This is a genomic window from uncultured Mailhella sp. (assembly GCF_944324575.1).
Taxonomy (GTDB): Bacteria; Desulfobacterota; Desulfovibrionia; order Desulfovibrionales; family Desulfovibrionaceae; genus Mailhella.
In genome coordinates this window covers 1-21853 of record NZ_CALUWV010000040.1, presented here as the reverse complement: position 1 = coordinate 21853, position 21853 = coordinate 1, and the positions used below count along the sequence as shown (strand labels likewise).

Here is a 21853-nt window from a genome sequence, read left to right as displayed (position 1 = left end):
TCGTCGATGATCCACATCATTTCCTTCTGATCGGGGGTGAGCACGCACAGGGCGGAGACGTAGGCGCCTATGGCCATGAATCCGGCGTGCCCGAGGGAGAACATGCCGGTGAAGCCGTAGATGATGTTGAGGGAGATGGCGAGAATGCCGTACACGGCCACGAGGTTCAGAATCTGGACTTCATAACCGTTGAGGGGGGAGGGCAGGAAGGTGAGGCCGGTATCTTCGGCCATGCTGCCGTCGGCCCACCAGAGGAAGAGAAAGAGCAGAGCCAGCGCAAGAACGGTAAGGGTGTTGTTGCGCGCTCTGGAAGAAGCGTTGGCTGCGGGCATCAGATCTTCTCCTTCTGTTTTTCACCGAACAGGCCGGTGGGCTTCACCAGAAGGACAACGACCAGCAGAATGAAGGCGAAGGCGTCGCGGTAGCCGGAAAGTTCCGGGAAGAAGGCGACGGCCATGATTTCGATGAAGCCGAGCAGGAGGCCGCCTATGACGGCGCCCTGAATGGAGCCGATGCCGCCGAACACGGCGGCGATGAAGGCCTTGAAGCCGGGGAACACGCCCATGTAGGGGTTGATCTGCGGATAGCGCAGGGCCCACATGATGCCGGAAGCGGCGGCGAGGGCGGAGCCGATGGCGAAGGTGAGGGCTATGATCTTGTCCACGGACACGCCGAGCATGCGCGTGGTTTCAATGTCTTTGGAAATGGCCTGCATGGCGAGGCCGGGCTTGGTGTGGTAGACCACATAAAGGAGCGCGGCCACGAGAATGGCCGTCACGCCGGGCACAAGCAGCGTGAGGGGCATGAGGCGCGCGCCGCCGATGGTTATGATGCTCACGAGCCATTCCGGCTGATGCACGGGACGGGGGAGACCGGTGAAGACCACCACGGCGAGACTTTCAAGAAAGAAGGAAACGGCGATGGCGCTGATGAGCGCGGAAATGCGGGGCGCGTCGCGCAGGGGACGATAGGCTATCTTGTCCATGAGCACGCCGAGAGCGGCGGAACCCAAAATGGACACCACCACGGCTACGGGCCAGGGCAGACAGAAGAGCGTCGTGCCGTAGAAGACGAAGTACGCGCCGAGCATGAGGATGTCGCCGTGGGCGAAGTTGATGAGACGCAGAATGCCGTACACCATGGTGTAGCCGATGGCAATGAGCCCGTAGAGCGAACCCAGCGTCAGCGCGTTGAAAAAGTGTTGGAGGAATAATTCCAGACTCATGAGGGAACCCTTTCCGGCCGCGACGCCGCCAGGATACGGACGGACGGCGAAGCTCCATGGAAATGCTCCTGTCCGGCCATGGGCGGAACGGGGCGTTGTGAATGTGCGAGGGACGAGGAAAGGCGCGGGGAGCGCAAAGGCCGGAGGGGAGACCTCCGGCCTTTTTCATTGTCGGAGAGCCTTATTCGGCGATGGCTTCGCCGATGTAGGAGCGCTTGCCGTCCTTGTACTGAATGATGCCGACGGGCAGTTCGGCGTCATGGGTGGCGTTGATGGACAGGGTGCCGAGAGGCGTGGCAAAGTTCTTGGTTTCGGCGAGGGCCTTGGTGATGGCTTCGGGATCGTCGGAACCGGCGCGGGTGATGGCGTCGATGATGAGGTTGTAGCAGACGTAGCCGAGCGCGGAGTTCACGTTGGGGTCCTTGTCGGGATAGGCGGCCTTCCAGTCGTCGGTGAAGGCCTTGGCGGCGGGGCTCATGTTGGGCATGTTGACGTCATATGGGAAGGTGGTGTGGAGGAAGCCTTCCACGGCCTTGCCGCCGATCTTGACGGTGTCGGGGTTGTCCATGGCGTCGGCGCCCATCATGACGAAGGTGCCGCCGAGTTCACGGGCCTGCTTCATGATGATGGCGCCTTCGGCGAAGTAGGCGGGCATGAACACGATGTCAGGCTTCTGATTGATGATTTCGGTGAGCTGGGCGGTGAAGTCCTGGTCGCCGGAGTTGTACTTCATGTCGGCCACGATTTCGCCGCCGAGCTTCTTGTAGGAACGCTTGAAGAAGCTGCACAGGCCCACGGAATAGTCGTTGGCCACGTCCATGAGAATGGCGGCCTTCTTCATGCCGAGGGTCTTGTAGGCGTAGGAAGCGGCGGCAGCGCCCTGATAGGGGTCGATGAAGCAGGCGCGGAAGTAGTACTTCTTGCCCTGGGTGACGAGGGGGCTGGTGCAGGAGGTGCCCACGCCGGGCACGCCCGCCTTTTCGCCCACTTCGCCGCCGGCCATGGCGAGGGAGGAACCGTAGGTTCCTATGTAGGCGGAAACCTTGTCGCGTTCCACGAGGCGCTTCACGGCGTTGGCGGCTTCGACCTTGTCGGACTTGTTGTCCACGACGACGAGCTCGACATCGCGGCCGAGAACCTTGGGAGTGGCCTGCTGGGCGAGCTTGATGCCGTCGAGCTCAAGCTGTCCGCCGAAGGCGTTCTGACCGGTCAGGGGCAGATACACGCCGATTTTGACGGGCTCAGCGGCCTGAGCGGGAAAAGCGAGGCCGCAGGCCATGGCGGCCATGGCCACAGAAGCGAACACACGGGAAAGTTTCATGACGATCCTCCGATTGAGAAACACAGGTTCGTGTGAAATATATGGGGGAATACTATAGAATCTTACGATTGTGTGCAATCGTGAAGCAGTGGGAAAATGCCGCGCAATGTTGCCCAAGGTTGTATTATATGAAAGTATTTTTAGTAAATACAAAAGGTTGAATATGTTTTCCCCAAAAGAATTTTTCTTGTTCGCCAAAAAAGAAAAAGAGCGTTTGCCAATTTTGTGTTTACAAAAGCGCAAAAATGTGGAAAATGATTGTTCCTTTTTTTCAGAATGGTCACAAAGCGTTTTTTTGTGTGGAAACGGTGGATTTTGCCCGGGGTTCAGGGGCGTTCGGCGTTTCCCGCGTGTCGTCATTTCTGCCGGAGTTCTGCGTTTCGGGAATGGGGTGCGAAGAAGGCTCATGCCAAGGCGTCGAGGGTTTTCAGCACGGGAAGAATGAGCGCTATGCGGTCCGTGCTGTCGCAGTTTCGGGACTGATGTCCCTGAATGTGACGGTAGTCCACGCCGTTTTCGGAATCCATGCCGGGCACGGGGAGATACCCTTCGTCGTCGATGCCGGGATGAAGGGCGCGCAGGCGTTCAAGAGTCGCCCGCCGGGCTTTGGCCGAAGCCTTTGTTTCGTCGTCAGGGGACAGAATCCAGGCACATTCGTTCATGGTCAGGCAGAGGCCGCCGGGCAGGAGGATTCTGCACGGCCGGGAATCCGCATCCCATGTCAGATTCTTTAGGCCTTCCCTCCTCGCCGCGACGAACACGGCACGCAGAAAAGGATTCCAGTGCTTCCCGCCGCACGTCTTCTTTTCCAGCTGTACCCATTCAAAGGTCTTGAACCGGCTCACGCCTCCGAGTCCGGTGTAGTATCCCTGCCGGCTTTCGGGCAGACCGTCGGCGCGAAAGTCCGGGCGCATGGCGGCGTATCCGGCAAAGTACCAGCGCCAGGGCAGTTCGCTCCGCTTCTGCCGTTCGTCCAGCCAGCGGTCTGCGGCGAGAGAAAGAGCGCTCTCCAGCTTTTCCGTCGTGTCCGCGTTTTGACTTTCCTTCGCCAGTCGTTCCATGCCGTGCCGCAGGCGCAGGAAATGTTCCCGTTCCTCAGGGGCGTCCGGAGCGGGGCAGAGAAATTTCCGCAGATTGCTGAGGGGGCCGTCGTGTTCCAGACAGAACGTGCGCCGGGGCGGCTCGTATTCGCCGAAGCTCAGCAGAGAGCGCAGCAGCGTGTCGTAGAAGATGCGTCGCCGTCCGAAGGCCAGACGGAGAAAGTGCGCGCCCCTTACGACGCTTTCCCGTTCAAACACAGGCGGCTCGCGCTCTTCCTGTTCTACGCGGGAGAACACGGCCACTCTTCCGCACATAAGCGGATGGTCCTCCAGATAGTCCAGCGCGTCTTGAAGCTCGGCGTCGCCTTCATGGGCGTTTCGAAGAGCATTCTTTGCCTTTTCTTCCCGTATCTGCCAGGCGTTGAACTGACTGTCGTCCGCAACCGTTCCGTCGGCAATGAGGGCATGCACGTCCAGAAGCTGCCTGCCGGGATTTCTGACATGGCCATAAGGAGGCTGTTCCAGCAGATTGCGAAGAATGCGCAGCCGTCTTCCCGCCTTGTCCGCAGGAACGTTCAGGGCGATGGCCATGAGGCAGCCGAAGAGCATGAGCCGTTCCTTCCAGATCATCATGTCGCCGTATTTTCCGCAGCAGAGACGGAGAAGGTCGGCCTTGTCGTCGAGAGCGCCGCTGAAGAGGGAGATTTTTCCCGGAACGGGCAGCGTGTCGTCGGAACCTTTGATGAAGAGGTCGGCAAAGAGAGCGGCTGAGCTTTTGCCTTCCGGGAGGATGCGTTCATGCAGCCCGTCCAGCATCCGCACAAGAAGGTCAAGATTGTCGCAGGCCGGGCAGAGCTGCTGTCTGTCCGGGGAAAGGGCGGCGCTCACGAGAGAAAAAAGGTCGCCTTTCGTTTTTTTCAGTTCCGGACCGGGCAGGGCAAGCAGCACGCGCGCAGCAAAGGAGAAAAAGCGGGCAAGTCGATCGTCGGTGGCTTCCGCCGGATTTTCGTCGTCGTTTCCGACGGGAAAGCCGCTCCAGAAGGCGTCGAGCCAGTCGTTGTCCAGCTTGCGGGCGATGGCGTCGGCACGATCCCGGTACGTTGCCTTGAGCCACGGCAGAAACTGCGCCTTGAAGTGTTCCCACGGCGTGAGCGGTTTTCCCCTGGCGTTCATCGTGATGAAGATGTCGTCGGCGTTGTTGCCGAGGCTGCTCAGACGCGCGAAACGGAAGCGGACGGGGCAGTCCTGTGCGGTGAGACGCGCGCGTAGTCCGGCAACGTTGCAAAAGCCTGCGTGTATGCTGTCGAGCATGGTCAGCATGCCGGTGACGGTGGAATCGTAAAGCCAGCATGGGCTGAACCAGCATTCGTCCGTGATGAGGGAAGAAGGCTTTTCGGAGCAGGAGACGTTTTGCCGGAGAAGGTCGGTATGTTCCGCAAGCTCCCGGCAGAAGGCTTGTGAGCTTTCCCGCACCTCGTACCGGAAGCGCGTGAGCAGAGCGTCGAGGTTGTCCTGCCGCGGGTCGATCGTCTCTTCCCGGGCCGCGGCGTACCAGTGCAGCAGAAACAGCGTGGTCAGGCGCTGCTGACCGTCGAAGGGCAGAAACATGCCGCCTTCGACTTCCCCGTAAATGAAGTCGAGCATGAGGGGGGTGTTTTCAGTCAGCGCCTTTTTCAGATCCGCCGCGAAGTCACGCCGCACCCGAACGCTGTGGACGTCGTTCCTGCCTTGTGCATAGTCGCGCTGAATGACGGGAATGATAACTTCATACTTTTGGATTAATTGGAGAAATGTCATGCTGTTCATGCTTTGTTCCCTTGCTGAGACTCGCAAAAGACGCTGAGCGTTCTCTCGATTTCCCGTTCATAGTCGTCCATGTCCCGGTCGGTCCAGAAGGGCGAGACAACGTGTTGCCGGGTGAAGGCGCGCAGGAATACGGCTGCGGTGCCGAGAGGCACATAGGTTCCCTGCCGCATCATGTTGAGCAGCCTTGTCCGTTTGACGGCAAAAATGGCGTTGTTCAGGCTGGAATTGCTTCCGCCGTCCAGAAGCGCGAGATTCCCCAGCGTGTGCGTGCGTTCGTCGCTGACGCCGGAAACGCTGTGCATGAACTGCAGAACGGCGTTATACAGGGCGTCGAAGTCCTCCATGGCTTTCTCGTCGTCTTTATTCAGAAAGGCCGAGCAGGATGCCGCAAGCACACATTTTTTCTCCATGAATTCGTCGTTGCCCATCCGTCTTTCATCATCCGGCAGCGCGTCCGGAGACATCTGGCGCAATGCGTCACGGTGGTCCGCCACCCAGATTCTCTGATCCCGTACGTTCGCGAGACTCTCGACGTTCTGCGCCTGAACGTGTTCCAGACTCCAGCGTTGCCGCCGATGTTCTCCGAAGGGAAAGCGTCGCCCCTTTTCGCGCGAGAGCTCGACGTTGAAGAGAAAGAGCAGACGGCAAATGAGATCGTAGTTTCTGTGGTAGCGCAGCGATTGCAGATCAGGAAGTTCATCGCCGTCGAACATGACCGTCCGTATTTCTTCAAACAGCTTTTTCTTGAAGACCGACTTTCTGTTTTCCCGCGCCAGAGCAAGCAGCTTTTGCAGGCAGAAGGCGGCTCTGCCGTGCCTGACCGCTTCGCTGATGAGGCAGCCTGTCCAGTGATAGAGGTTATTGTCTTCGTGCCAGCAGCGCAGATGCTGCCAGCTCAGAACCACGTCCTGCCAAATGCTGCGGGCGCTTTCGCCCTGTTCCAGTCGTTGGCTCATGACACGGAAGGAAAAGTGATCGTCGGGATCGCGCTGCGGCCGTCCCGTGACGATATCCAGAAGAAAGCCCATGCAGGGAGCGCCGGAATCGTCGTTGTCCATGCCGAGAAAGTCCCGGAACGAGGGATCGTGCAGCGAGCGTTCCATGTCGTCCCACAGGCTGCCGAGCAGAATTTGAGTTCGATCGGCAAAAAGTCCGGCGGGGCGGCCCTCTTCGCTGCCCGGGCTTTCGCGTTCGCGTCCCGCGCGGCTGATGAGAAGCGCCCGGCAGAGTTCCGCGCCGGTCAGGGGAATGCAGCCCATGTTCAGGCGGGCGAAGCGCTGCTCCGCGCTTCCTTCCTCTTCCGTCACGTCGTACCAGAGCACGCGGACGCGCCGGGAGAACGTTTCATACAGCGCTGCGTCCGGCGCATGTTCGCGAAAGAAGGCCGTCACCCTCCGGCAGGCGAGGGCCATGGCATGAAAATCGGGGTTTTTCCCGGCTTCCTTTTGCCCCTCCGCGCTTTCCGCCCAGTCCGGTTCCAGGGCAAGACGGTGCAGAAATTCGCCGCTTTTTTCCCGGTTCTCGTAGCGCAGTTTGAAGGAAAGGGCGCTGGTTCTGTTCAGGGCGCGGCAGAGCACGGCATCCATGAGGAATATGGTCGTGAGCCTCTGCTGCCCGTCGATGAGTTCCCAGCTCTCGGAATCGTCTTCTTGTTTCAGGCTTTTGACGATGACGGGCTGAAGAAAGCAGGAGTCGTGTTCTTTGCCGTTTTTGGCAAAGTCCGCAATGTCTTTCAAAAGGGCGTCCACCTGCGTTTTGGTCCAGCGGTAGCCGCGCTGATAGCTTTTGACGACGAACGTTTTATGTTTCAGGGATTCTTCGAGCGACAGAACGGCGTTGTCCATGCGGGCGTTCCTTGAAAGGGCGGATGACGGCACGATGTCCGGGAAAGGCGACGAACCCTTGGAGGCTAGCACCGGGGCAGCGCAGGTTCAAGGCCCTTGTGCGGAGCAAGGAGAAATCCCGGCGATTGCGGGGAAACAGACGCTTCTTTTGAAAAAGTTTTTTCCCTTCTCCGCGAGCCCGGCCATGTTCCCAGAATGTTTTAATGGGTGAGGCCATGCGGCCCGGCAGGAAAAAGCGTGCGGGCGTCGGATGCCTGACGGTTCGGGCACGGCGGCAAAGGCTGGTCGCCGGGCAGGGCGACGGGGCACGGCCGTTTCACCGGGGCTTTTCCTTTACGGCGGCGTTTTTTCTGAGGCAGGCATAGAAAAACGCGCCTTTCGTGCCGAAGCTCGGAAGGCGCGCGTCGTTCGTTGTCCGGAGTGCCGGACCGGCGGAGCCGGGAGGCGAATCAGGGGGCGTGGCAAAATCACGTCCCCGCGACGGAGGCGGGGCAACATCCCTGACGTTTCTGCCGTCCCCCGACCTTTATAAATGCTTCTTTCTTCTTGACGATGAAGGGATGCCGAGTTCTTCGCGGTACTTGGCCACGGTACGGCGGGCGATTTTCACGCCGAGGCCTTCGTTGAGGCGGGCGCTGATGTCCTCGTCGGAGAGCGGATGGGCGTGATCTTCGCCGTCGATGAGGGCGCGTATGCGAGCCTTCACGCTTTCGGAGCCCACCTGACTGCCGTCGCTGGAGGCGAGTGCGCTGTTGAAGAAGTACTTGAGCTCGAAGATGCCGTGCGGCGTGCCCACGTACTTGTTGGTGGTGATGCGGCTGATGCTGGACTCGCTGCGGCCTATGTCCTCGGCGATGTCCTTGAGCACCAGGGGCTTGAGCTTGTAGACGCCGTACTCGAAGAAGTCGTGCTGATGCTTCACGATGCTTTCCATCACCTGATACAGGGTGCGCTGGCGTTCCTCGAGGCTGCGTATGATCCACACTGCGGAGCGCAGGCGGTCGTTCATGTAGTCCTTTTCCTCGCTGGAGCGGTTCTGCGAGGCCAGTTCCTCGGAGAGCGGGGAGAGCTGCAGATGGGGCAGGTCTTCGTCGTTCATGAGAATGACGAACTCGCCGTTCACCTTGCGCACGAAGATGTCGGGGCTGACGTAGCAGGGCGCGCCGCTGCCGAGGCTCCCGCCGGGGCGGGGGTCGAGGCCCTGAATGATGGCTATGTATTCCTTCAGGGTGTCGAGGTCGATGTGGAAATGGCGCATGAGCGGCTTATAGCGCTGCTTTTCGAGGTCTTCGAGGTGCTCGCTCACGAGGCTCACGAGTATGGGGTCGCGGTCGTCGTGGCGGGCGCGAAGCTGGATGAGCAGACATTCGGAAAGAGTGCGCGCGGCCACGCCCACGGGATCGAAGTTCTGTACGGCGGAGAGCACGGGCGGCACTTCCGAGGCGTCCACGCCCGCGAGGGAGGCTATTTCCTCGTCCGTGGCGGTGAGGTAGCCGGTTTCGTCGAGGTTGCCGATGATGCATTCGCCAATGGACTTCTGCCTTTCGCTGAGAGGAGAGAGCAGAAGCTGTCCCATGAGGTGCGCTTCCAGATTGGGTTCGGCGGAATGGCAGGCTTCCAGCGGGTTGCCGTCCTCCTCCGCGGCCTCGTATTCCTGCTGGGCCACGCGCGACTGGCTGGAGAACTCACCCAGATACTCTTCCCATTCCGCGCTGCGGGCCACTTCCTCCTGCGGCCAGGGGCTGTCCTGTTCGCGGCTCGTGCGCGTGCTGTCGGCGGCTTCCTGAGCGGCGGGCCCGGGTTCGGCTTCGCGCTCTTCGAGAAAAGGATTTTCCAGCAGTTCCTTGTGCACCGCCTCCACCAGTTCCTGACGGGAGTACAGAAGCAGGGAAATGGCCTGCTTGAGCATGGGCGTCATGTGGAGCTGCTGGCTCAGTTTGAACTGCTGTCGTATTTCAAAAGCCATGATATACCCTCGCGGCGGTTTCGAGTGCGTCGTGCATGAGACAAAAACGGGCCGCGGCACGGGAGCATGGGCCCGTGCCGCGGCAGAGAATTAGCGGAGTTCTTCGGCGGCCACGTCGGCCAGACGGCGGGCGGCACGGCGGACGAAATCTTCGTCCTGCCCCTCGACCATGACGCGGCAGAGGTTTTCGGTGCCGGAGTAGCGCAGGAGCACGCGGCCGCGGGAGCCGAGAGTTTCCTCGACTTCCTTCTGGGCAGCCATGAGCTTTTCGCACTGTTCAAAGGGCACTTTGCGGGAAATCTTTACGTTGACGAGCTTCTGCGGATAGAGCTTCAGGCGGTCGGCAAGCTCGGAGAGCGGGCGTCCGCTCTCGCGCATGATGCGCAGGATCTGAAGCGCGGCCAGCAGACCGTCGCCGGTGGTGCCGTATTCGCGGAAGATGAGATGACCGGACTGTTCGCCGCCGAGCATGGCGTTGTGCTGACGCATGGCCTCGATGACGTAGCGGTCGCCCACCTTGGTGCGCAGAAGCTGCCCGCCGCGTTCCTTCATGAACACTTCAAGCGCCATGTTGCTCATGACGGTGCCCACGAGCAGGTTGTTGTTGAGCTTGCCCTTCTTCATGAGGTCGTCGGCGCAGATGGCCATGATCTGGTCGCCGTCGAGCAGGCGGCCCTTTTCGTCCACCACGAGCAGGCGGTCGGCGTCGCCGTCGAGGGCGAGGCCCACGTCGGCGCGCACTTCGCGCACCTTGGCCTGCAGGTTCTCGGGGTGGAGCGATCCGCACTGATAGTTGATGTTCAGACCGTCGGGCGACGTGCCGAGGCGGAACACTTCCGCGCCGAGCTCTTCGAGAGCGAGCGGAGCCACCTTGTAGTTGGCGCCGTTGGCGCAGTCGATGACCACGCGCAGCCCGTCGAGAGTGAGCTGCTGGGGAAAGCTGCTTTTAAGGTAGACGATGTAGCGGCCCGAGGCGTCCACGATGCGGTAGGCGCGTCCCACCTTGTTGGAGGCGGGGTAGTCCCATTCATAGTCCTTGTCGAGGATGAGCTCGGACATTTTGTCCTCCACCTCGTCGGGCAGCTTGAAGCCCTCGCGGTCGAAGAACTTGATGCCGTTGTCGTGGTAGGGATTGTGCGAGGCGGAAATGACCACGCCGAAGTCGGCGCGCATGTTGCGGGTGAGGAAGGCGATGGCGGGCGTGGGCAGCGGCCCGACCTGATACACGTCCATGCCGGAGGCGCACAGGCCCGCGGTGAGCGCAGACTCGAACATGTAGCCGGAAAGACGCGTGTCCTTGCCGATGATGACCTTGCGGCGGCATTCGTCGGAACGGAACACGGTGCCTGCGGCAAGGCCGAGGCGCAGGGCCATTTCGGCCGTGAGAGGATAGGTGTTGACCCGGCCGCGCAGGCCGTCGGTTCCAAAAAGACGTTCAGACATGGCTAATCCTGTGTTTCCTGAGGTGCGGCTTCGGAGGAAGACGGCGCTTCCTTCGGAGCGGAGGCGGCGCTTTTCGCGCTGTCGGGCGTTGCTGCGGCAGCTGCGGCGGCAGGCCGGGCGGCGCTCTTCGGCGCCGTGGCGGCGGCAGCCGCGTTCGGGGCGGGAGCGCTTTTCTTCTGCGGCTCGTCGCCGGAGAGCGCGGGCGGAACCTTGAGATCGTTGGGCTGCGGCAGGGATGCGGCAGGCACGTTGATGTCGCTCAGCGAGAAGTTGCCGGACACGCGCTGCGCGGGCAGCTTCATGCCGAAGTTGCTGGAGGGCAGCGAGAATATGCTTTCCGCCGGGGCCCAGGCGCGGTTTTCGGGGTCGATGTCCGTGCGGCTGTAGAGCATGACCGTGGACGGATCGATGGAAATGAGGCCGGAGCCCGAGGGCAGCATGACTATGGGCGTGACCTCGGCGCTGTCGCCGGGCATGAAGTTGGAGGGCTGGCGCACGATGACGCGCACGGCGTCGAGGTAGTCGCGGTCTTCCACCAGAGCTTCGGGTACGGAGATTTCCACTTCGGCCGAGTCGGGCCGCACGCTGAAGCCTTCGTCCTCGTTGTCGAGCTGGATGTCGCGGGTGAGGGTGACTTCCTTCGTCTTGAGGTCCAGAGAGTAGCGCAGCGTGGTGACGGGCGGGGTTATTTCCACCTGCGGCGGGGCCACGATGGCCACGTTGGCCTCGTGCGGGCCTTCGCTGGCGTTCTTGGTGGGGTCGTACACCACGATGAGCCGGTCGAGGGAGTTGACCTGCGTTTCCGGCCCCTTCACCGTGACGAACGAAGGCTCGAGAATGGCGTGGGAAATGAGGTACGGAGAATCTGCGGGCAGAGGCAGCATCTTGTTTTCAAGGGGAACCACGCGTTCGGTGAGCGCGTCGGCCTCAAGCACGAGACGACTCGGCATGATTTCCAGAATTTCAAAGGCCTTGAAGTCGGGTATGGAGTCCACGGCAAGGGGCAGGGCCGTGGCTCCCCGCTGCACGCCGGAAAGATCCACGGTGTACACGAGGTCGCGGGAATGGAGATTGCGCAGAAGCTCGGCAGAGCCTCTCAGACGCACGGAAATGTGATTGACCATGCCTTCGCGAATGATCAGTCCCTCGGGCAGCCCACGATATTCCACGCGCAGTTCCACCTGCGTTTCCACGTGGTCGCGGCCTACGACGAGATACCACAGTCCCGTCGCGATGACGAGGGAGAGCAGCACGGAAAGAACGGTCTGCAGGCGGCTGTTACTGATTGAGGACATTGGCCAGTATCCGTTCCAGGCGTTCTTGGTTCAGGGGGTTGGAGAGGTGTCCGTCCTGGGCTAGGGTCACTTCTCCGCGTTCTTCCGACACCACGATGGAAATGGCGTCGCTCACCTCGGTGATGCCGATGGCCGCCCTGTGCCGGGTGCCGAAGTGCTGCCGGGCCACGTTGGCGAGAGGCAGCACGCAGCCGGCCGCCGTGATGCGGTCGTTGTGGCCGATGATGACGGCGCCGTCGTGCAGCGCCGTGTTGGGAAAGAAGATGGTGGCCAGAAGGTCCTGGGAGACCACGGCGTCTATGGTCACGCCTTTTTCCGTCATGTCGCCGAGGGCCACGTTGCGCTCAATGACGATGATGGCGCCTATGCGGCGGGCGGCGAGCGCGCAGGCCGTGCGGCTCACGGTGCTGATCATTTCCGTGCGCACGTTGCCCTTGCGCCGGAAAAGATAGCGGAAGTTCATGTTGGAAAGGGCCTGACGTATGTCCTGATGGAACAGAATGACCACCACGAGAAACAGCGAGCTGAACACGTTCTGAAGCAGCCACACCAGCGTGAACAGGCCGAGGAACTGCGCGGCCGCGTACAGGACGAGCAGAAAGAGCAGACCGTTCAGTGCGGCCATGGCGCGCGTGCCCCGCACGAAGCGGATGCCGTAGTAGCACAGAATGGCCACAATGAGAATGTCCAGCAGGTCCCGCCAGCCGAATGTCAACTGTCCCAGTGCGAACATGTCAGTCTTTCCAGGGGGTGAAGTGTTCTGCGAGCGTGAGGGCGCGCCTGGCCGAAGCCACGTCGTGCACGCGGTGATGGGTCACGCCGCGCGAGGCCAGAAGGGCGGTGCACACGCTCGTGGCCTCTATGCGCCTTGTGACGTCAAGCCCCAGAATCTCGCCGAAGAGGCTCTTGTTGGACACGCCGAGCAGCACGGGACGGCCGAGGGAAAGCAGCCTTTCCATGGAGGAGAGCAGGGCGCAGTTGTGCTCCGCCGTCTTGCCGAAGCCGATGCCCGGATCGAGAATGATGTTCTCTTCGGGCAGACCGGCCTTGACGAGCGCGGTCATGCGCGCCTCAAGAAAGGCCATCACCTCGTCCACCACGTTGCCGTAGTGGGGATCCTTCTGCATGGTGCCGGGCCGCATGCCCGGGCGGCAGTGCATGAGCACGTAGCCGGGGCGGTACTGGGCGAGCACGTCGGTCATGGCCGGTTCCCACAGACCGGCCGAAATGTCGTTGATGATGTCCGCGCCGGCCTCGAGCACGGCTGCGGCCACGTCGGTGCGCCAGGTGTCCACGGAAAGGAGCGTGTCCGGCGGAATGCGGCGTCCGCGGCCCTCGGAAAGGGCGCGCACGAGCGGCAGCACGCGCCGCATCTCGTCGTCGGAAGGAACGTCCTGCGCGCCGGGACGCGAGGAAGCCCCGCCGAGATCGAGCACTCTGGCTCCGTCTGCGGCGAGGCGTCTCGCGTGGGAAAACGCGCTTTCAAAGGAAGGGTGCCTGCCTCCGTCGAAAAAGGAGTCGGGCGTTACGTTCACCACGCCCCACAAGGTGAAGCGTGACGGCGTGCCGCCCTGTTTTTCGGTGGAAACAGGGCTGAATGCCCCGTTTCGAAGCATCCAGACCACCGTTTTTTCCATTTATTTCTCTCCCCTGTCGGTTCCTTCTCCTGCGGAGGCGGAATCTCCGTTCACGGTTTGTTCCGCGTCCTTTGCGGCAGAGGTCTGCGCAGGGGGCGTCGTGTCGTTGTTCTGTCCTGCGCCGCCGTCACGGGCCGCGCCGTTCTCCGGGTTCCCGGCTCCGGCGTTGTCCGCTTCGGCGCCGGAGGCGTCGGAATGGTCTTCCTCGAGGTGAAACTCGCCCGCGTTCTGGCCGTCGAGCTGAAAGGGAGGCAGCTTTTCGCCCCGCATGAGCATGTCGATGTCCTCGCCGGAAATGGTTTCCCGCTCCAGCAGGGCATGGGCAATGGCGTGCAGCATGTCGATGTGTTCGGTGAGCAGGGTGCGGCAGCGCTCGCGGGCCTCGTCGATGAGGGCCTTCACTTCGCTGTCCACCAGACGGGCCATGTCGTCGCTCACGGAGCGGGTATGGCCCCATTCGCGGCCGAGGAAGACTTCCTCTTCATGTTCGCCCACGGTCTGCGGGCCGATCTTGTCGCTCATGCCCCATTCGCACACCATCTTGCGGGCCATCTTGGAGGCGCGTTCAATGTCGTTGCCCGCGCCGGTGGTGATGTCGCCCATGATGATCTCTTCGGCCACGCGGCCGCCGAGCAGCACCACGAGGTTGTTGCGCAGGAAGTTGCGGGAGTAGCCGTGACGGTCTTCGTCGGGAAGCTGCATGGTCACGCCCATGGCGCGGCCGCGGGGAATGATGGACACCTTGTGCACGGGATCGGTGCCGGGCAGAAGCTTGGCCGCGAGCGCGTGGCCGCCTTCGTGGTAGGCGGTGATCTTCTTTTCCTCGTCGCTCAGAATGAGGCTGCGGCGTTCCTTGCCCATGAGGACCTTGTCCTTGGCGTATTCAAAGTCGGACATGTTCAGGCGGTCCTTGTTGAGCTTGGCGGCCTGAAGCGCGGCTTCGTTGACGAGGTTCTCAAGGTCGGCGCCGGAGAAGCCGGGCGTGCCCTTGGCGATGACGGTAAGGTCGACGTCCCTGGCAAGGGGCGTGCGGCGGGTGTGCACTTCAAGAATCTGCTCTCTGCCGCGCACGTCGGGCGTGGAAACCACCACCTGACGGTCGAAGCGGCCGGGACGCAGCAGTGCGGGATCGAGCACGTCGGGACGGTTGGTGGCCGCGATGAGAATGACGCCCTCGTTGGATTCAAAGCCGTCCATTTCCACGAGCATCTGGTTCAGCGTCTGCTCGCGTTCGTCGTGACCGCCGCCGAGACCCGCGCCGCGCTGACGGCCCACGGCGTCGATTTCGTCGATGAAGATGAGGCAGGGAGCGTTCTTCTTGCCCTGCGCGAAAAGATCGCGCACGCGCGAGGCGCCCACGCCCACGAACATTTCCACGAAGTCCGAACCGGAAATGGAGAAGAAGGGAACGCCCGCCTCGCCGGCCACGGCACGGGCCAGCAGGGTCTTGCCGGTTCCGGGAGGGCCGACGAGCAGCACGCCCTTGGGAATGCGGCCGCCAAGACGCGTGAACTTGCGGGGATTGGAAAGAAATTCCACAACTTCGGCAAGTTCTTCCTTGGCTTCGTCCACGCCCGCCACGTCGGCGAACGTCACTTTGCCCACCTGGTTCTGATCCTGCATTCTGGCGCGGGAGCGGCCGAAGGACATGGCCTTTCCGCCGCCGCCCTGCATCTGCCTGGCGAAGAATATCCATACGCCGATGAGCAGAAGCATGGGGAACCAGGAAATGAACACCGACATGGCAAGCGGCGTTTCCTCGGGCTTCTTCACGTCGATGATGACGTTCTTGTTCTTGAGTTCCTGAACGAGGTTGGGGTCGTTGGGAGCATAGGTGGAGTAGCTGCGGCCGTCGGTGGTGACTACGTTGATGTTGCGGTCCTCAATGACGACGCGGCTCACTTCCCCGCTTTCGACCTGAGCGAGAAAGGTGCTGTAGGCGGCGGAGTTCTGCGGGCTTCCGCCGTTCTCGTTGAACAGACTGAACAGGGAGACCATGGCAACGGCTATGATGCTCCACAGCAGAATATTGCGGGAAAACTGGTTCAAAGCTGCCTCCGTGGCTGCTTATGATGACTCACTCAAAGTGACGGAGAGGGCCCGGCTTGCCGGGCTGCCACAGGTGAAACGACAGGCTCCGCAGGCGGCGGTGCGCCGCCCCTGTCGTTTTTTTATATTTGTAATGCCAGATGCCGACTTTGACAATGATGCCGGGGGCTCTTTTTCCGGTCGGGAGGCTTTTTTCTGCAAGAATCATGCCGAATTGAAATGAATTTTTTCTCTCCCGCCTTCCGTTCCCGCCCTTGCCAGAGCGCGGGCCCTGGGCTAGCATCCGCAGGCGGGCGGCAGGGACGCGCTGCGCGCACGCTCTTTTTTTGTGCCGTCTGCCGAAGTGCCGGTCGAAGAGTGTTCCGCCCGTTTTCCCGGGGGCAGCCCCGCGGCTCACAGAGAAGGTTCACGCACCATGTTTGTCGACTGTCATACTCACGTCTTTCATCCCCGCATTGCTGAAAAGGCAAAACTGAAGCTCGCGGAACACTACAAGCTGTTCTGCCGCTGCAAGGGCACGCCCGATGATCTCCTCCTGCGCGCGGGCAGGGCCGGCATAGATCACTGCGTGGCCCTGTGTGCGGCCACGAGCGCTCTGCAGGTGCGCCCCTGCAATGCCTACGCGGGCTATCTGCAGCACAACTACCCGCGCATCACCGCCTTCGGCTCCATACATCCCGACTGCGAGGACTGGAAGGCTCAGCTCGACTGGCTGCGCGCCATGGGCGTGCACGGCATAAAGCTCCACCCCGATTTCCAGCACTTCTGGCTCAACGACCCGCGCCTTCTGCCCATTTTCGAGGAGGCGCAGAAGGACTTCATTTTTCTCATTCACATAGGCGACAGCCTCCCGCCGGACAAAAACCCCTCCTGTCCCTACAAGATGGCCGCCATTCTCGACGCCTTTCCTCACCTCAACGTCGTGGCCGCGCACCTTGGCGGCTTCCGTCAGTGGTCATATGCCATGGACGCCCTTGCCGGACGCGACGTGTGGATGGATACTTCCTCATGCATGAAGGAAATCTCCGACGACGTGCTCAGGGCCATTTTGAAAAAGCACCCCAGAGACCGCCTCGTCTTCGGTACCGATTACCCTATCATGGACCCGCAGGACGAAATCGACGCCCTCCAGCGCCGTACCCGTTTCTCCGACAGCGAAATCGACGAAATCCTCACCAACGGCACCCATCTGCTTTTCGGATAGAAGAGAAGAGGAAGGGACAGACCGGAGGCGCGGGGCACCGCCCCGGACCCCGGCGGGGAAAATGATAGCGCTGCTGTCGCCATCCGTAAGGCGCTGCGCGCCAACGGCTGCCCCCCCTGATTCCGCCTTGCGGCGTTGCCGCGGCGGGCGTCAGGCAGGCAAAGGGCGTTGCCGAAGAAGGGCGTAAATCTGGAAAGACAGGGGCCGCGGGGCCGGAACGTTCCGGCCTGCGCCGTTTTGTCTGCGGACGCAGTGCAGGCGTGTCCTGTCGGACCCGTCTGCGGTGGCGGACATGGATTCCGGCCTGTGCCGGAATCAATATGAACAAGGAAGGATCAGGGGGTGTTTTAGAAGGGCGGCGATTCTTCGGAATCCCTGATAAAAGGAAGCCTGCGTATTCAGCGGCTTCCTTTTTATTTTATTGCTATCGGCAGCATAACAATTTGTCATTCATGACAGTGTTTCTTCATGGCGCAGCCTTTTGCCGCACATGAAAAAAATCACGCACGGCAGATGCCGGGCGTGAATCTTTTGTGCCTCTCGTCTGTCGGCAGGCGAAGCCTGACGACAGCAACGAGGGGGCGCGGGGGAAATCATTTCCCCCGCTGCCTTTTCTGTTTTTTCTGTCTTTTTACCGGCGTAAGGTCCGGGCGATGCTGTCGGCGAGGTCCCGGATGAGGAGGGACTCGGCTTCGACCATGGACTCTATGGTGTCGCCTGCGGGGCGGGACGTGACGAAGTGGGCGGACATGAGCACGTCGCCGTCGCGCTGGAGCCTCCAGACGACGTCGAGCGTGACGTCGCCATTGAGGGGGCCGTCGAGTCTGCGGACGTCGAGCATGAGTTTGGTATCGACCTTGGCGCCGGTGCGCAGCGGCAGAGCGGATATGCCGCGCACGGCGAGGGAGTCGCAGAGCACGCGGGATATGCCCTGACCGAGGCCTTCGCCCCAGCGGTCGTATTCGTTGATGGTGATGCTCACGCCGTCGGCGTCGCGCAGGACTATCTGCTGTCTTGAGAGGTAGCCGGGCAGGGTGACGGGCAGCACGCCTATGCCTGCGCTTTCCGTGGTGGAGCTTGAGGGCAGGGGGGAGAAGAGCACGTAGTAGCGCACGGAAGGGGAGGACTTGAGCTGTGCGGGCAGCGTGCAGCCGGTCACGGCGAGAGCGAGAGCGAGGGCGGAGATGAGGGCTTTCATCAGTTGTTCCTTCCGAATATGAGGGCGTTGGGCTTGATTTCCAGGAGCGTGGCGAGTTCCGAGAGCGCCTGGGCGGCTCTGTGCAGGGAAAGCATGGTCTGGCTGAATTCCAGCACGGGGGCGGAATCTTCGCTGAACAGGCTGCCCGCGGTATCGGCGGTACGGCGCAGGCTCTTCATGGCGCCTTCGGCTTCGGTCACCGCGCCTTTGGAAGTGGCGGCGAGGGACGAAATGCTCTTCAGGGTGTCGTTTACGCTTTTGAGCGTGGCGTGCACGTCCTTCTGTACGGAGGAAGCGAGGGTGGAATAGACGCCGAGGGTGTTTCCGGCATCGGCGCGCAGGGAGCCGAAGGCGCGCACTTCTTCGCGTATGGCGTCGCTCGTGTCTCTCAGGCTGGCCACAAGTCCCGAGGCGTCGATCTCGCGCACCTGTTCGCTGAGGCTTTTCAGACTGCCCATGACGTCGAGCAGGATTTCCTGCACGGGCATGTCCTCGAGGGTGTTGAGGGCGGCGTCGAGGGATGAGAGCTGCGTGGGAATCTGGGGCGAGTCCTTGTAGGGTTCGAGAGAAGCCGGGTTCACGGGCTCGGCGTTGCGCACGATGTCGAGTTCGACGCAGAGCTGCCCGGTGAGAATGCTGGTGATGCCGAGCTTGCCGCGAAGACCCGCTTCAATGAGCCTGTCCATGATGGCGGGATTGTCGAAAAGGTCCTTTTCGCTGCCGTCTTCGAGCAGAGCCATGGCCTTGTCGCGTTCTATCTCAATGATGACGGGGGTATAGAACTTGGCCGTGCCGAGTTCCGGGCGTATCTGTATGGACGTTACCTTTCCTATGCGTATGCCCTTGAAGTACACGGGAGAGCCCTGAATGAGGCCCTTGAGGGACGTGTTGAAATACAGGACGAAGGTGGGATTTCTGTTGCCGAGAGATCCCGAACCCAGGAGAAGAATGAGTCCGACGAGCAGGGCGATGGCGCCGAGGACGAAGGCTCCTATGAAAGTTTTGGTACTGCGTTCCGTCATTGGTTTTCTCCGCGGTCGCGGCCTTTGCCGCGCGTAAGAAATTCCACCACCTCGTCCGGCCCGTGCCTGAGCAGCTCGTGGGGGTCGCCGCTTGCGGTCATGGTTTTGGTTTTGGCGTCCAGAAACACGGAGTTGCTGGCGATGGCGAAGATGCTGGCGAGCTCGTGGGTAACGACGACCACGGTCATGCCCAGCGTGTCCCGGAGCTGAAGGATGAGCTCATCGAGCCTGGCGGCGCTCACGGGATCGAGGCCTGCGGAAGGTTCGTCGAAGTAGACCACCTCGGGGTCGAGGGCGAGGGCGCGGGCGAGACCGGCGCGTTTTTTCATGCCGCCGCTTATTTCCGAGGGGTAAAAGTCTTCAAAGCCCGCGAGTCCCACGAGGGAGAGCTTGAACGAGGCTATGGCGCGTATGTCGCGGGGGGAAAGGTCGGTGTAATATTCAAGGGGCAGGGCCACGTTTTCGGCGAGCGTGCGCGAGGTCCACAGCGCGCCGCTCTGAAACATGACGCCTGTTCTGCGCATGATGGCTTCCCGTTCTTTTTCTGGAGCGTTCCAGAAGTCGGTTTTGCCGTAGAACACGGAGCCTTTTGCCGGAGGCGTGAGCCCCATGAGCACGCGCAGAAGGGAGCTCTTGCCGCAGCCTGAGCCGCCCATGATGATGAAGATGTCGCCCTTTTCGATGGTGAAGGTGAGGCCGCTCTGAATGACGCGGGAACCGTAGGCCACGGTGACGTCGCGGGTGGAGACGGCGCTGTTTGCAGGAATCATAGGTCGAGCACCGTGAGGATGATGGTGATGACGGACGTGGCGACGATGATGCCCACGATGGAATTGACCACGGCGGCGGTGGTGGCCCGGCCCACGGCCGAGGCGTTGCGGCCGCAGCGCATGCCCTGATAGCAGCCGCACAGGGAAATGATGAAGCCGAACACGAAGGCGTGCAGAAGGCCGGTCCACACGTAGCCGAGCTTCATGAACTGGAGGGTGTTGCCTATGTAGGCGGCGGGGGAGATGTCGAGCATGAGCACGCCCACGAGAAAGCCGCCCGCAATGCCCGCCACGTCGGCGTAAAGGGTGAGCAGCGGCGTCATGACGGCAAGCCCCAGAACGCGGGGCAGCACGAGAAAGTCGGTGGGGGAGATGCCGAAGCCGGTGAGCGCGTCCACTTCCTCGTTGACCTGCATGCTGCCGATGACGGCGGCAAACGACGCGCCCGTGCGGCCCGAGAGCACGATGCCGGTGAGCACCGGGCCCATGACGCGCACCATGGACACGCCCACAAGGGAGGCTACGTAGATTTCCGCGCCGAAGAGCTTGAGCTGCATGGAGCTCACGAAGGCGAGAATGAGGCCGAGCAGAAGGCTCGTGAGGGTGACGATGGGCAGGGCATCCACGCCGCATTCCCGAAAGACGTTCCAGGTATCGCGCGGACTGCATGAGGCGCGGCCGGAAAAGAAGCGCGCCATGCTCATGGCGACGTCGCCCACGAAGTCCACCACGTTTTTCGTTATGCCGGGCCAGGCGAGGGTCTTTTCGCCTATGGTTTCGAGAAAGCCGGGTTCTTCCTTTCGGCTGCCGCCGTTTCCGGGGGGCACGGCAAGGGCCATGTCGAGCATGGGGCCCATGCCGCCGGGCAGGGCGGAGGTGTCCACGGCAAGACCTGCGGCGCGCGCGGCCTGGGCTACGGCGTTGAAGGAGGAAAGGAGCACGCTGTCCCAGGCGGTGACGTCGTCTGCCAGAAAGCGCACGGTCTTTGCGTCGCGGAGCGCGGCGATGGCCTTTGAGGTCATGGCGTCCGGCACGAGGGGCGAGGAGGTGAGAGCCTGCCTTGACCAGGGGCCGGAGGCGCGGACGATGAGCGTATCCCGCTCCTGTTGTATGTCGAAGGCAGGCTGCATGATTCCTCGCCGGCGGGCGTCCGGCACGGGGAAGGCGCTTGCATGCGCACTCCGGGGCAGGAACGCCCGCCTTCGTTGTTGTCGGTTGCACGGGCGCGCCGCGTTTCGGCAGGCGCGCGTTGCCGGGCCTTCCGGAAAAGGAGGCTCCGGCGCGGACGGTTAGTCCATATGCATGGCGGCGCGCACCAGTTCCATGGTGGCGTTTATGGACATTCTGGCCTTTTTTCCGCCTTCCGCAAGTATTTCCTGCACAAGGCCGGGCTTTGCCAGAATGGCTTCGCGGCGTTCATGCAGAGGCTCGAGGAAGTTCTGCAGGTTCTTCATGAAGATCTTCTTGCAGGCCACGCAGCCCATGGTGGCGTGGGTGCAGGCTTCGCGCACTTCGTCCTGCGTGGCCTTGTCGGCGAGCAGCACGTGATAGGGGAAGAGGTTGCACACGTCGGGGTTGCCGGGATCGCTCTTGCGCAGACGGGCGGGGTCGGTGAACATGCCCCTGATCTTGGGCTCGAGCTCTTCGAGGGTATCCTGGAGGAAGATGCCGTTGCCGTAGCTTTTGGACATCTTGCGACCGTCGAGACCGGGGCACTTGGCGGCGGGGGTGAGCTTGGCCTCGGGTTCGGGGAACACGTCCGCGTTGTACATGGTGTTGAAGCGACGCACGATTTCACGGGCAAGTTCAAGGTGCGGCTGCTGATCCTGCCCCACGGGAACCCAGTGCGGCCGGTGCTGGATGATGTCCGCCGTCATGAGCACGGGATAGCCGAGGAAGCCGTAGTTGCCGAGATCCTTGTCGGTGATCTGCTGCTGCTGTTCCTTGTAGGTGGGGCAGCGTTCCAGCCAGCCGAGCGGGGTGATCATGGAAAGCAGAAGATGCAGTTCCGCGGTTTCCTTGATGTCGGACTG

At 61.7% G+C, this 21853-nt stretch carries 16 protein-coding genes and 1 pseudogene; 1 reads left to right on the top strand and 16 read right to left on the bottom strand.

Annotated elements, in window-relative coordinates; translation table 11 throughout:
- From Q0J81_RS06555 to ftsH, 11 genes and pseudogenes are all read right to left on the bottom strand, one after another.
- Positions 1-332 (bottom strand): annotated as a pseudogene (locus tag Q0J81_RS06555) (hypothetical protein); the annotation flags it as partial.
- Complete coding sequence (locus Q0J81_RS06550; RefSeq protein ID WP_294446706.1) at positions 332-1225, bottom strand: branched-chain amino acid ABC transporter permease; 894 nt, start codon at positions 1223-1225, stop codon at positions 332-334. The gene Q0J81_RS06550 and the pseudogene Q0J81_RS06555, both read right to left, overlap by 1 nt.
- A 181-nt stretch (positions 1226-1406) precedes the next feature.
- Entirely contained in the window at positions 1407-2546 is a 1140-nt protein-coding gene (locus Q0J81_RS06545; RefSeq protein ID WP_294446705.1) for an ABC transporter substrate-binding protein, read from the bottom strand.
- 404 nt (positions 2547-2950) lie between these two features.
- Positions 2951-5392: a DUF262 domain-containing protein gene (locus tag Q0J81_RS06540; RefSeq protein WP_294446704.1), complete on the bottom strand. Its 2442-nt coding sequence runs from the start codon at positions 5390-5392 to the stop codon at positions 2951-2953.
- Positions 5389-7236: a DUF262 domain-containing protein gene (locus Q0J81_RS06535; protein ID WP_294446702.1), complete on the bottom strand. Its 1848-nt coding sequence runs from the start codon at positions 7234-7236 to the stop codon at positions 5389-5391. The genes Q0J81_RS06540 and Q0J81_RS06535 overlap by 4 nt, the downstream gene beginning before the upstream one ends.
- A gap of 526 nt (positions 7237-7762) precedes the next feature.
- Positions 7763-9202: an RNA polymerase factor sigma-54 gene (gene rpoN, locus Q0J81_RS06530; protein WP_294446701.1), complete on the bottom strand. Its 1440-nt coding sequence runs from the start codon at positions 9200-9202 to the stop codon at positions 7763-7765.
- Positions 9203-9292: 90 nt separating this feature from the next.
- Positions 9293-10645, bottom strand: coding sequence for a phosphoglucosamine mutase (gene glmM / locus Q0J81_RS06525; RefSeq protein WP_294446700.1), 1353 nt, complete (start codon positions 10643-10645; stop codon positions 9293-9295).
- Between the two features lie 2 nt (positions 10646-10647).
- Positions 10648-11940, bottom strand: a complete 1293-nt coding sequence (locus tag Q0J81_RS06520) for a CdaR family protein (RefSeq protein WP_294446699.1) — start codon at positions 11938-11940, stop codon at positions 10648-10650.
- Positions 11924-12673 carry a diadenylate cyclase CdaA gene (cdaA, locus tag Q0J81_RS06515; RefSeq protein WP_294446698.1) on the bottom strand — a complete coding sequence of 250 codons (750 nt, stop codon included), beginning with the start codon at positions 12671-12673 and terminating at the stop codon, positions 11924-11926. Before cdaA ends, Q0J81_RS06520 begins: the two co-directional genes overlap by 17 nt.
- A gap of 1 nt (position 12674) precedes the next feature.
- A complete protein-coding gene (folP, locus tag Q0J81_RS06510; protein ID WP_294446697.1) occupies positions 12675-13577 on the bottom strand; it encodes a dihydropteroate synthase in 903 nt (300 codons plus the stop codon).
- Complete coding sequence (ftsH, locus tag Q0J81_RS06505) at positions 13578-15626, bottom strand: ATP-dependent zinc metalloprotease FtsH (protein ID WP_294446696.1); 2049 nt, start codon at positions 15624-15626, stop codon at positions 13578-13580. It abuts the gene before it with no gap.
- A gap of 415 nt (positions 15627-16041) precedes the next feature.
- Between ftsH and Q0J81_RS06500 the strand changes: the two genes are divergently transcribed.
- A complete protein-coding gene (locus tag Q0J81_RS06500) occupies positions 16042-16830 on the top strand; it encodes an amidohydrolase family protein (protein WP_294446694.1) in 789 nt (262 codons plus the stop codon).
- A 631-nt stretch (positions 16831-17461) separates the two neighbouring features.
- On the opposite strand, the gene Q0J81_RS06495 is transcribed toward Q0J81_RS06500, so the two are convergent.
- The 5 genes from Q0J81_RS06495 to trpS all read right to left on the bottom strand — a co-directional run.
- A complete protein-coding gene (locus Q0J81_RS06495) occupies positions 17462-18028 on the bottom strand; it encodes a membrane integrity-associated transporter subunit PqiC (RefSeq protein ID WP_294446693.1) in 567 nt (188 codons plus the stop codon).
- Positions 18028-19050 (bottom strand): MlaD family protein, encoded by a 1023-nt coding sequence (locus Q0J81_RS06490; protein WP_294446692.1) that lies wholly within the window; start codon positions 19048-19050, stop codon positions 18028-18030. Before Q0J81_RS06490 ends, Q0J81_RS06495 begins: the two co-directional genes overlap by 1 nt.
- Complete coding sequence (locus Q0J81_RS06485; protein ID WP_294446691.1) at positions 19047-19820, bottom strand: ATP-binding cassette domain-containing protein; 774 nt, start codon at positions 19818-19820, stop codon at positions 19047-19049. The genes Q0J81_RS06490 and Q0J81_RS06485 overlap by 4 nt, the downstream gene beginning before the upstream one ends.
- On the bottom strand, positions 19817-20950 hold the full coding sequence (locus Q0J81_RS06480) for an ABC transporter permease (RefSeq protein ID WP_294446690.1): 1134 nt from the start codon (positions 20948-20950) through the stop codon (positions 19817-19819). Before Q0J81_RS06480 ends, Q0J81_RS06485 begins: the two co-directional genes overlap by 4 nt.
- A gap of 159 nt (positions 20951-21109) precedes the next feature.
- Positions 21110-21853 (bottom strand): tryptophan--tRNA ligase (gene trpS, locus Q0J81_RS06475; RefSeq protein ID WP_294446689.1); only part of this gene is annotated, 744 nt, incomplete at its 5' end.

Bases quoted from the DNA above. Each gene is read 5' to 3' on its own strand.
- Q0J81_RS06550 (WP_294446706.1), bottom strand. From the start codon at position 1,225: ATGAGTCTGGAATTATTCCTCCAACACTTTTTCAACGCGCTGACGCTG.
- Q0J81_RS06545 (WP_294446705.1), bottom strand. From the start codon at position 2,546: ATGAAACTTTCCCGTGTGTTCGCTTCTGTGGCCATGGCCGCCATGGCC.
- Q0J81_RS06540 (WP_294446704.1), bottom strand. From the start codon at position 5,392: ATGAACAGCATGACATTTCTCCAATTAATCCAAAAGTATGAAGTTATC.
- Q0J81_RS06535 (WP_294446702.1), bottom strand. From the start codon at position 7,236: ATGGACAACGCCGTTCTGTCGCTCGAAGAATCCCTGAAACATAAAACG.
- rpoN (WP_294446701.1), bottom strand. From the start codon at position 9,202: ATGGCTTTTGAAATACGACAGCAGTTCAAACTGAGCCAGCAGCTCCAC.
- glmM (WP_294446700.1), bottom strand. From the start codon at position 10,645: ATGTCTGAACGTCTTTTTGGAACCGACGGCCTGCGCGGCCGGGTCAAC.
- Q0J81_RS06520 (WP_294446699.1), bottom strand. From the start codon at position 11,940: ATGTCCTCAATCAGTAACAGCCGCCTGCAGACCGTTCTTTCCGTGCTG.
- cdaA (WP_294446698.1), bottom strand. From the start codon at position 12,673: ATGTTCGCACTGGGACAGTTGACATTCGGCTGGCGGGACCTGCTGGAC.
- folP (WP_294446697.1), bottom strand. From the start codon at position 13,577: ATGGAAAAAACGGTGGTCTGGATGCTTCGAAACGGGGCATTCAGCCCT.
- Q0J81_RS06500 (WP_294446694.1), top strand. From the start codon at position 16,042: ATGTTTGTCGACTGTCATACTCACGTCTTTCATCCCCGCATTGCTGAA.
- Q0J81_RS06495 (WP_294446693.1), bottom strand. From the start codon at position 18,028: ATGAAAGCCCTCATCTCCGCCCTCGCTCTCGCTCTCGCCGTGACCGGC.
- Q0J81_RS06490 (WP_294446692.1), bottom strand. From the start codon at position 19,050: ATGACGGAACGCAGTACCAAAACTTTCATAGGAGCCTTCGTCCTCGGC.
- Q0J81_RS06485 (WP_294446691.1), bottom strand. From the start codon at position 19,820: ATGATTCCTGCAAACAGCGCCGTCTCCACCCGCGACGTCACCGTGGCC.
- Q0J81_RS06480 (WP_294446690.1), bottom strand. From the start codon at position 20,950: ATGCAGCCTGCCTTCGACATACAACAGGAGCGGGATACGCTCATCGTC.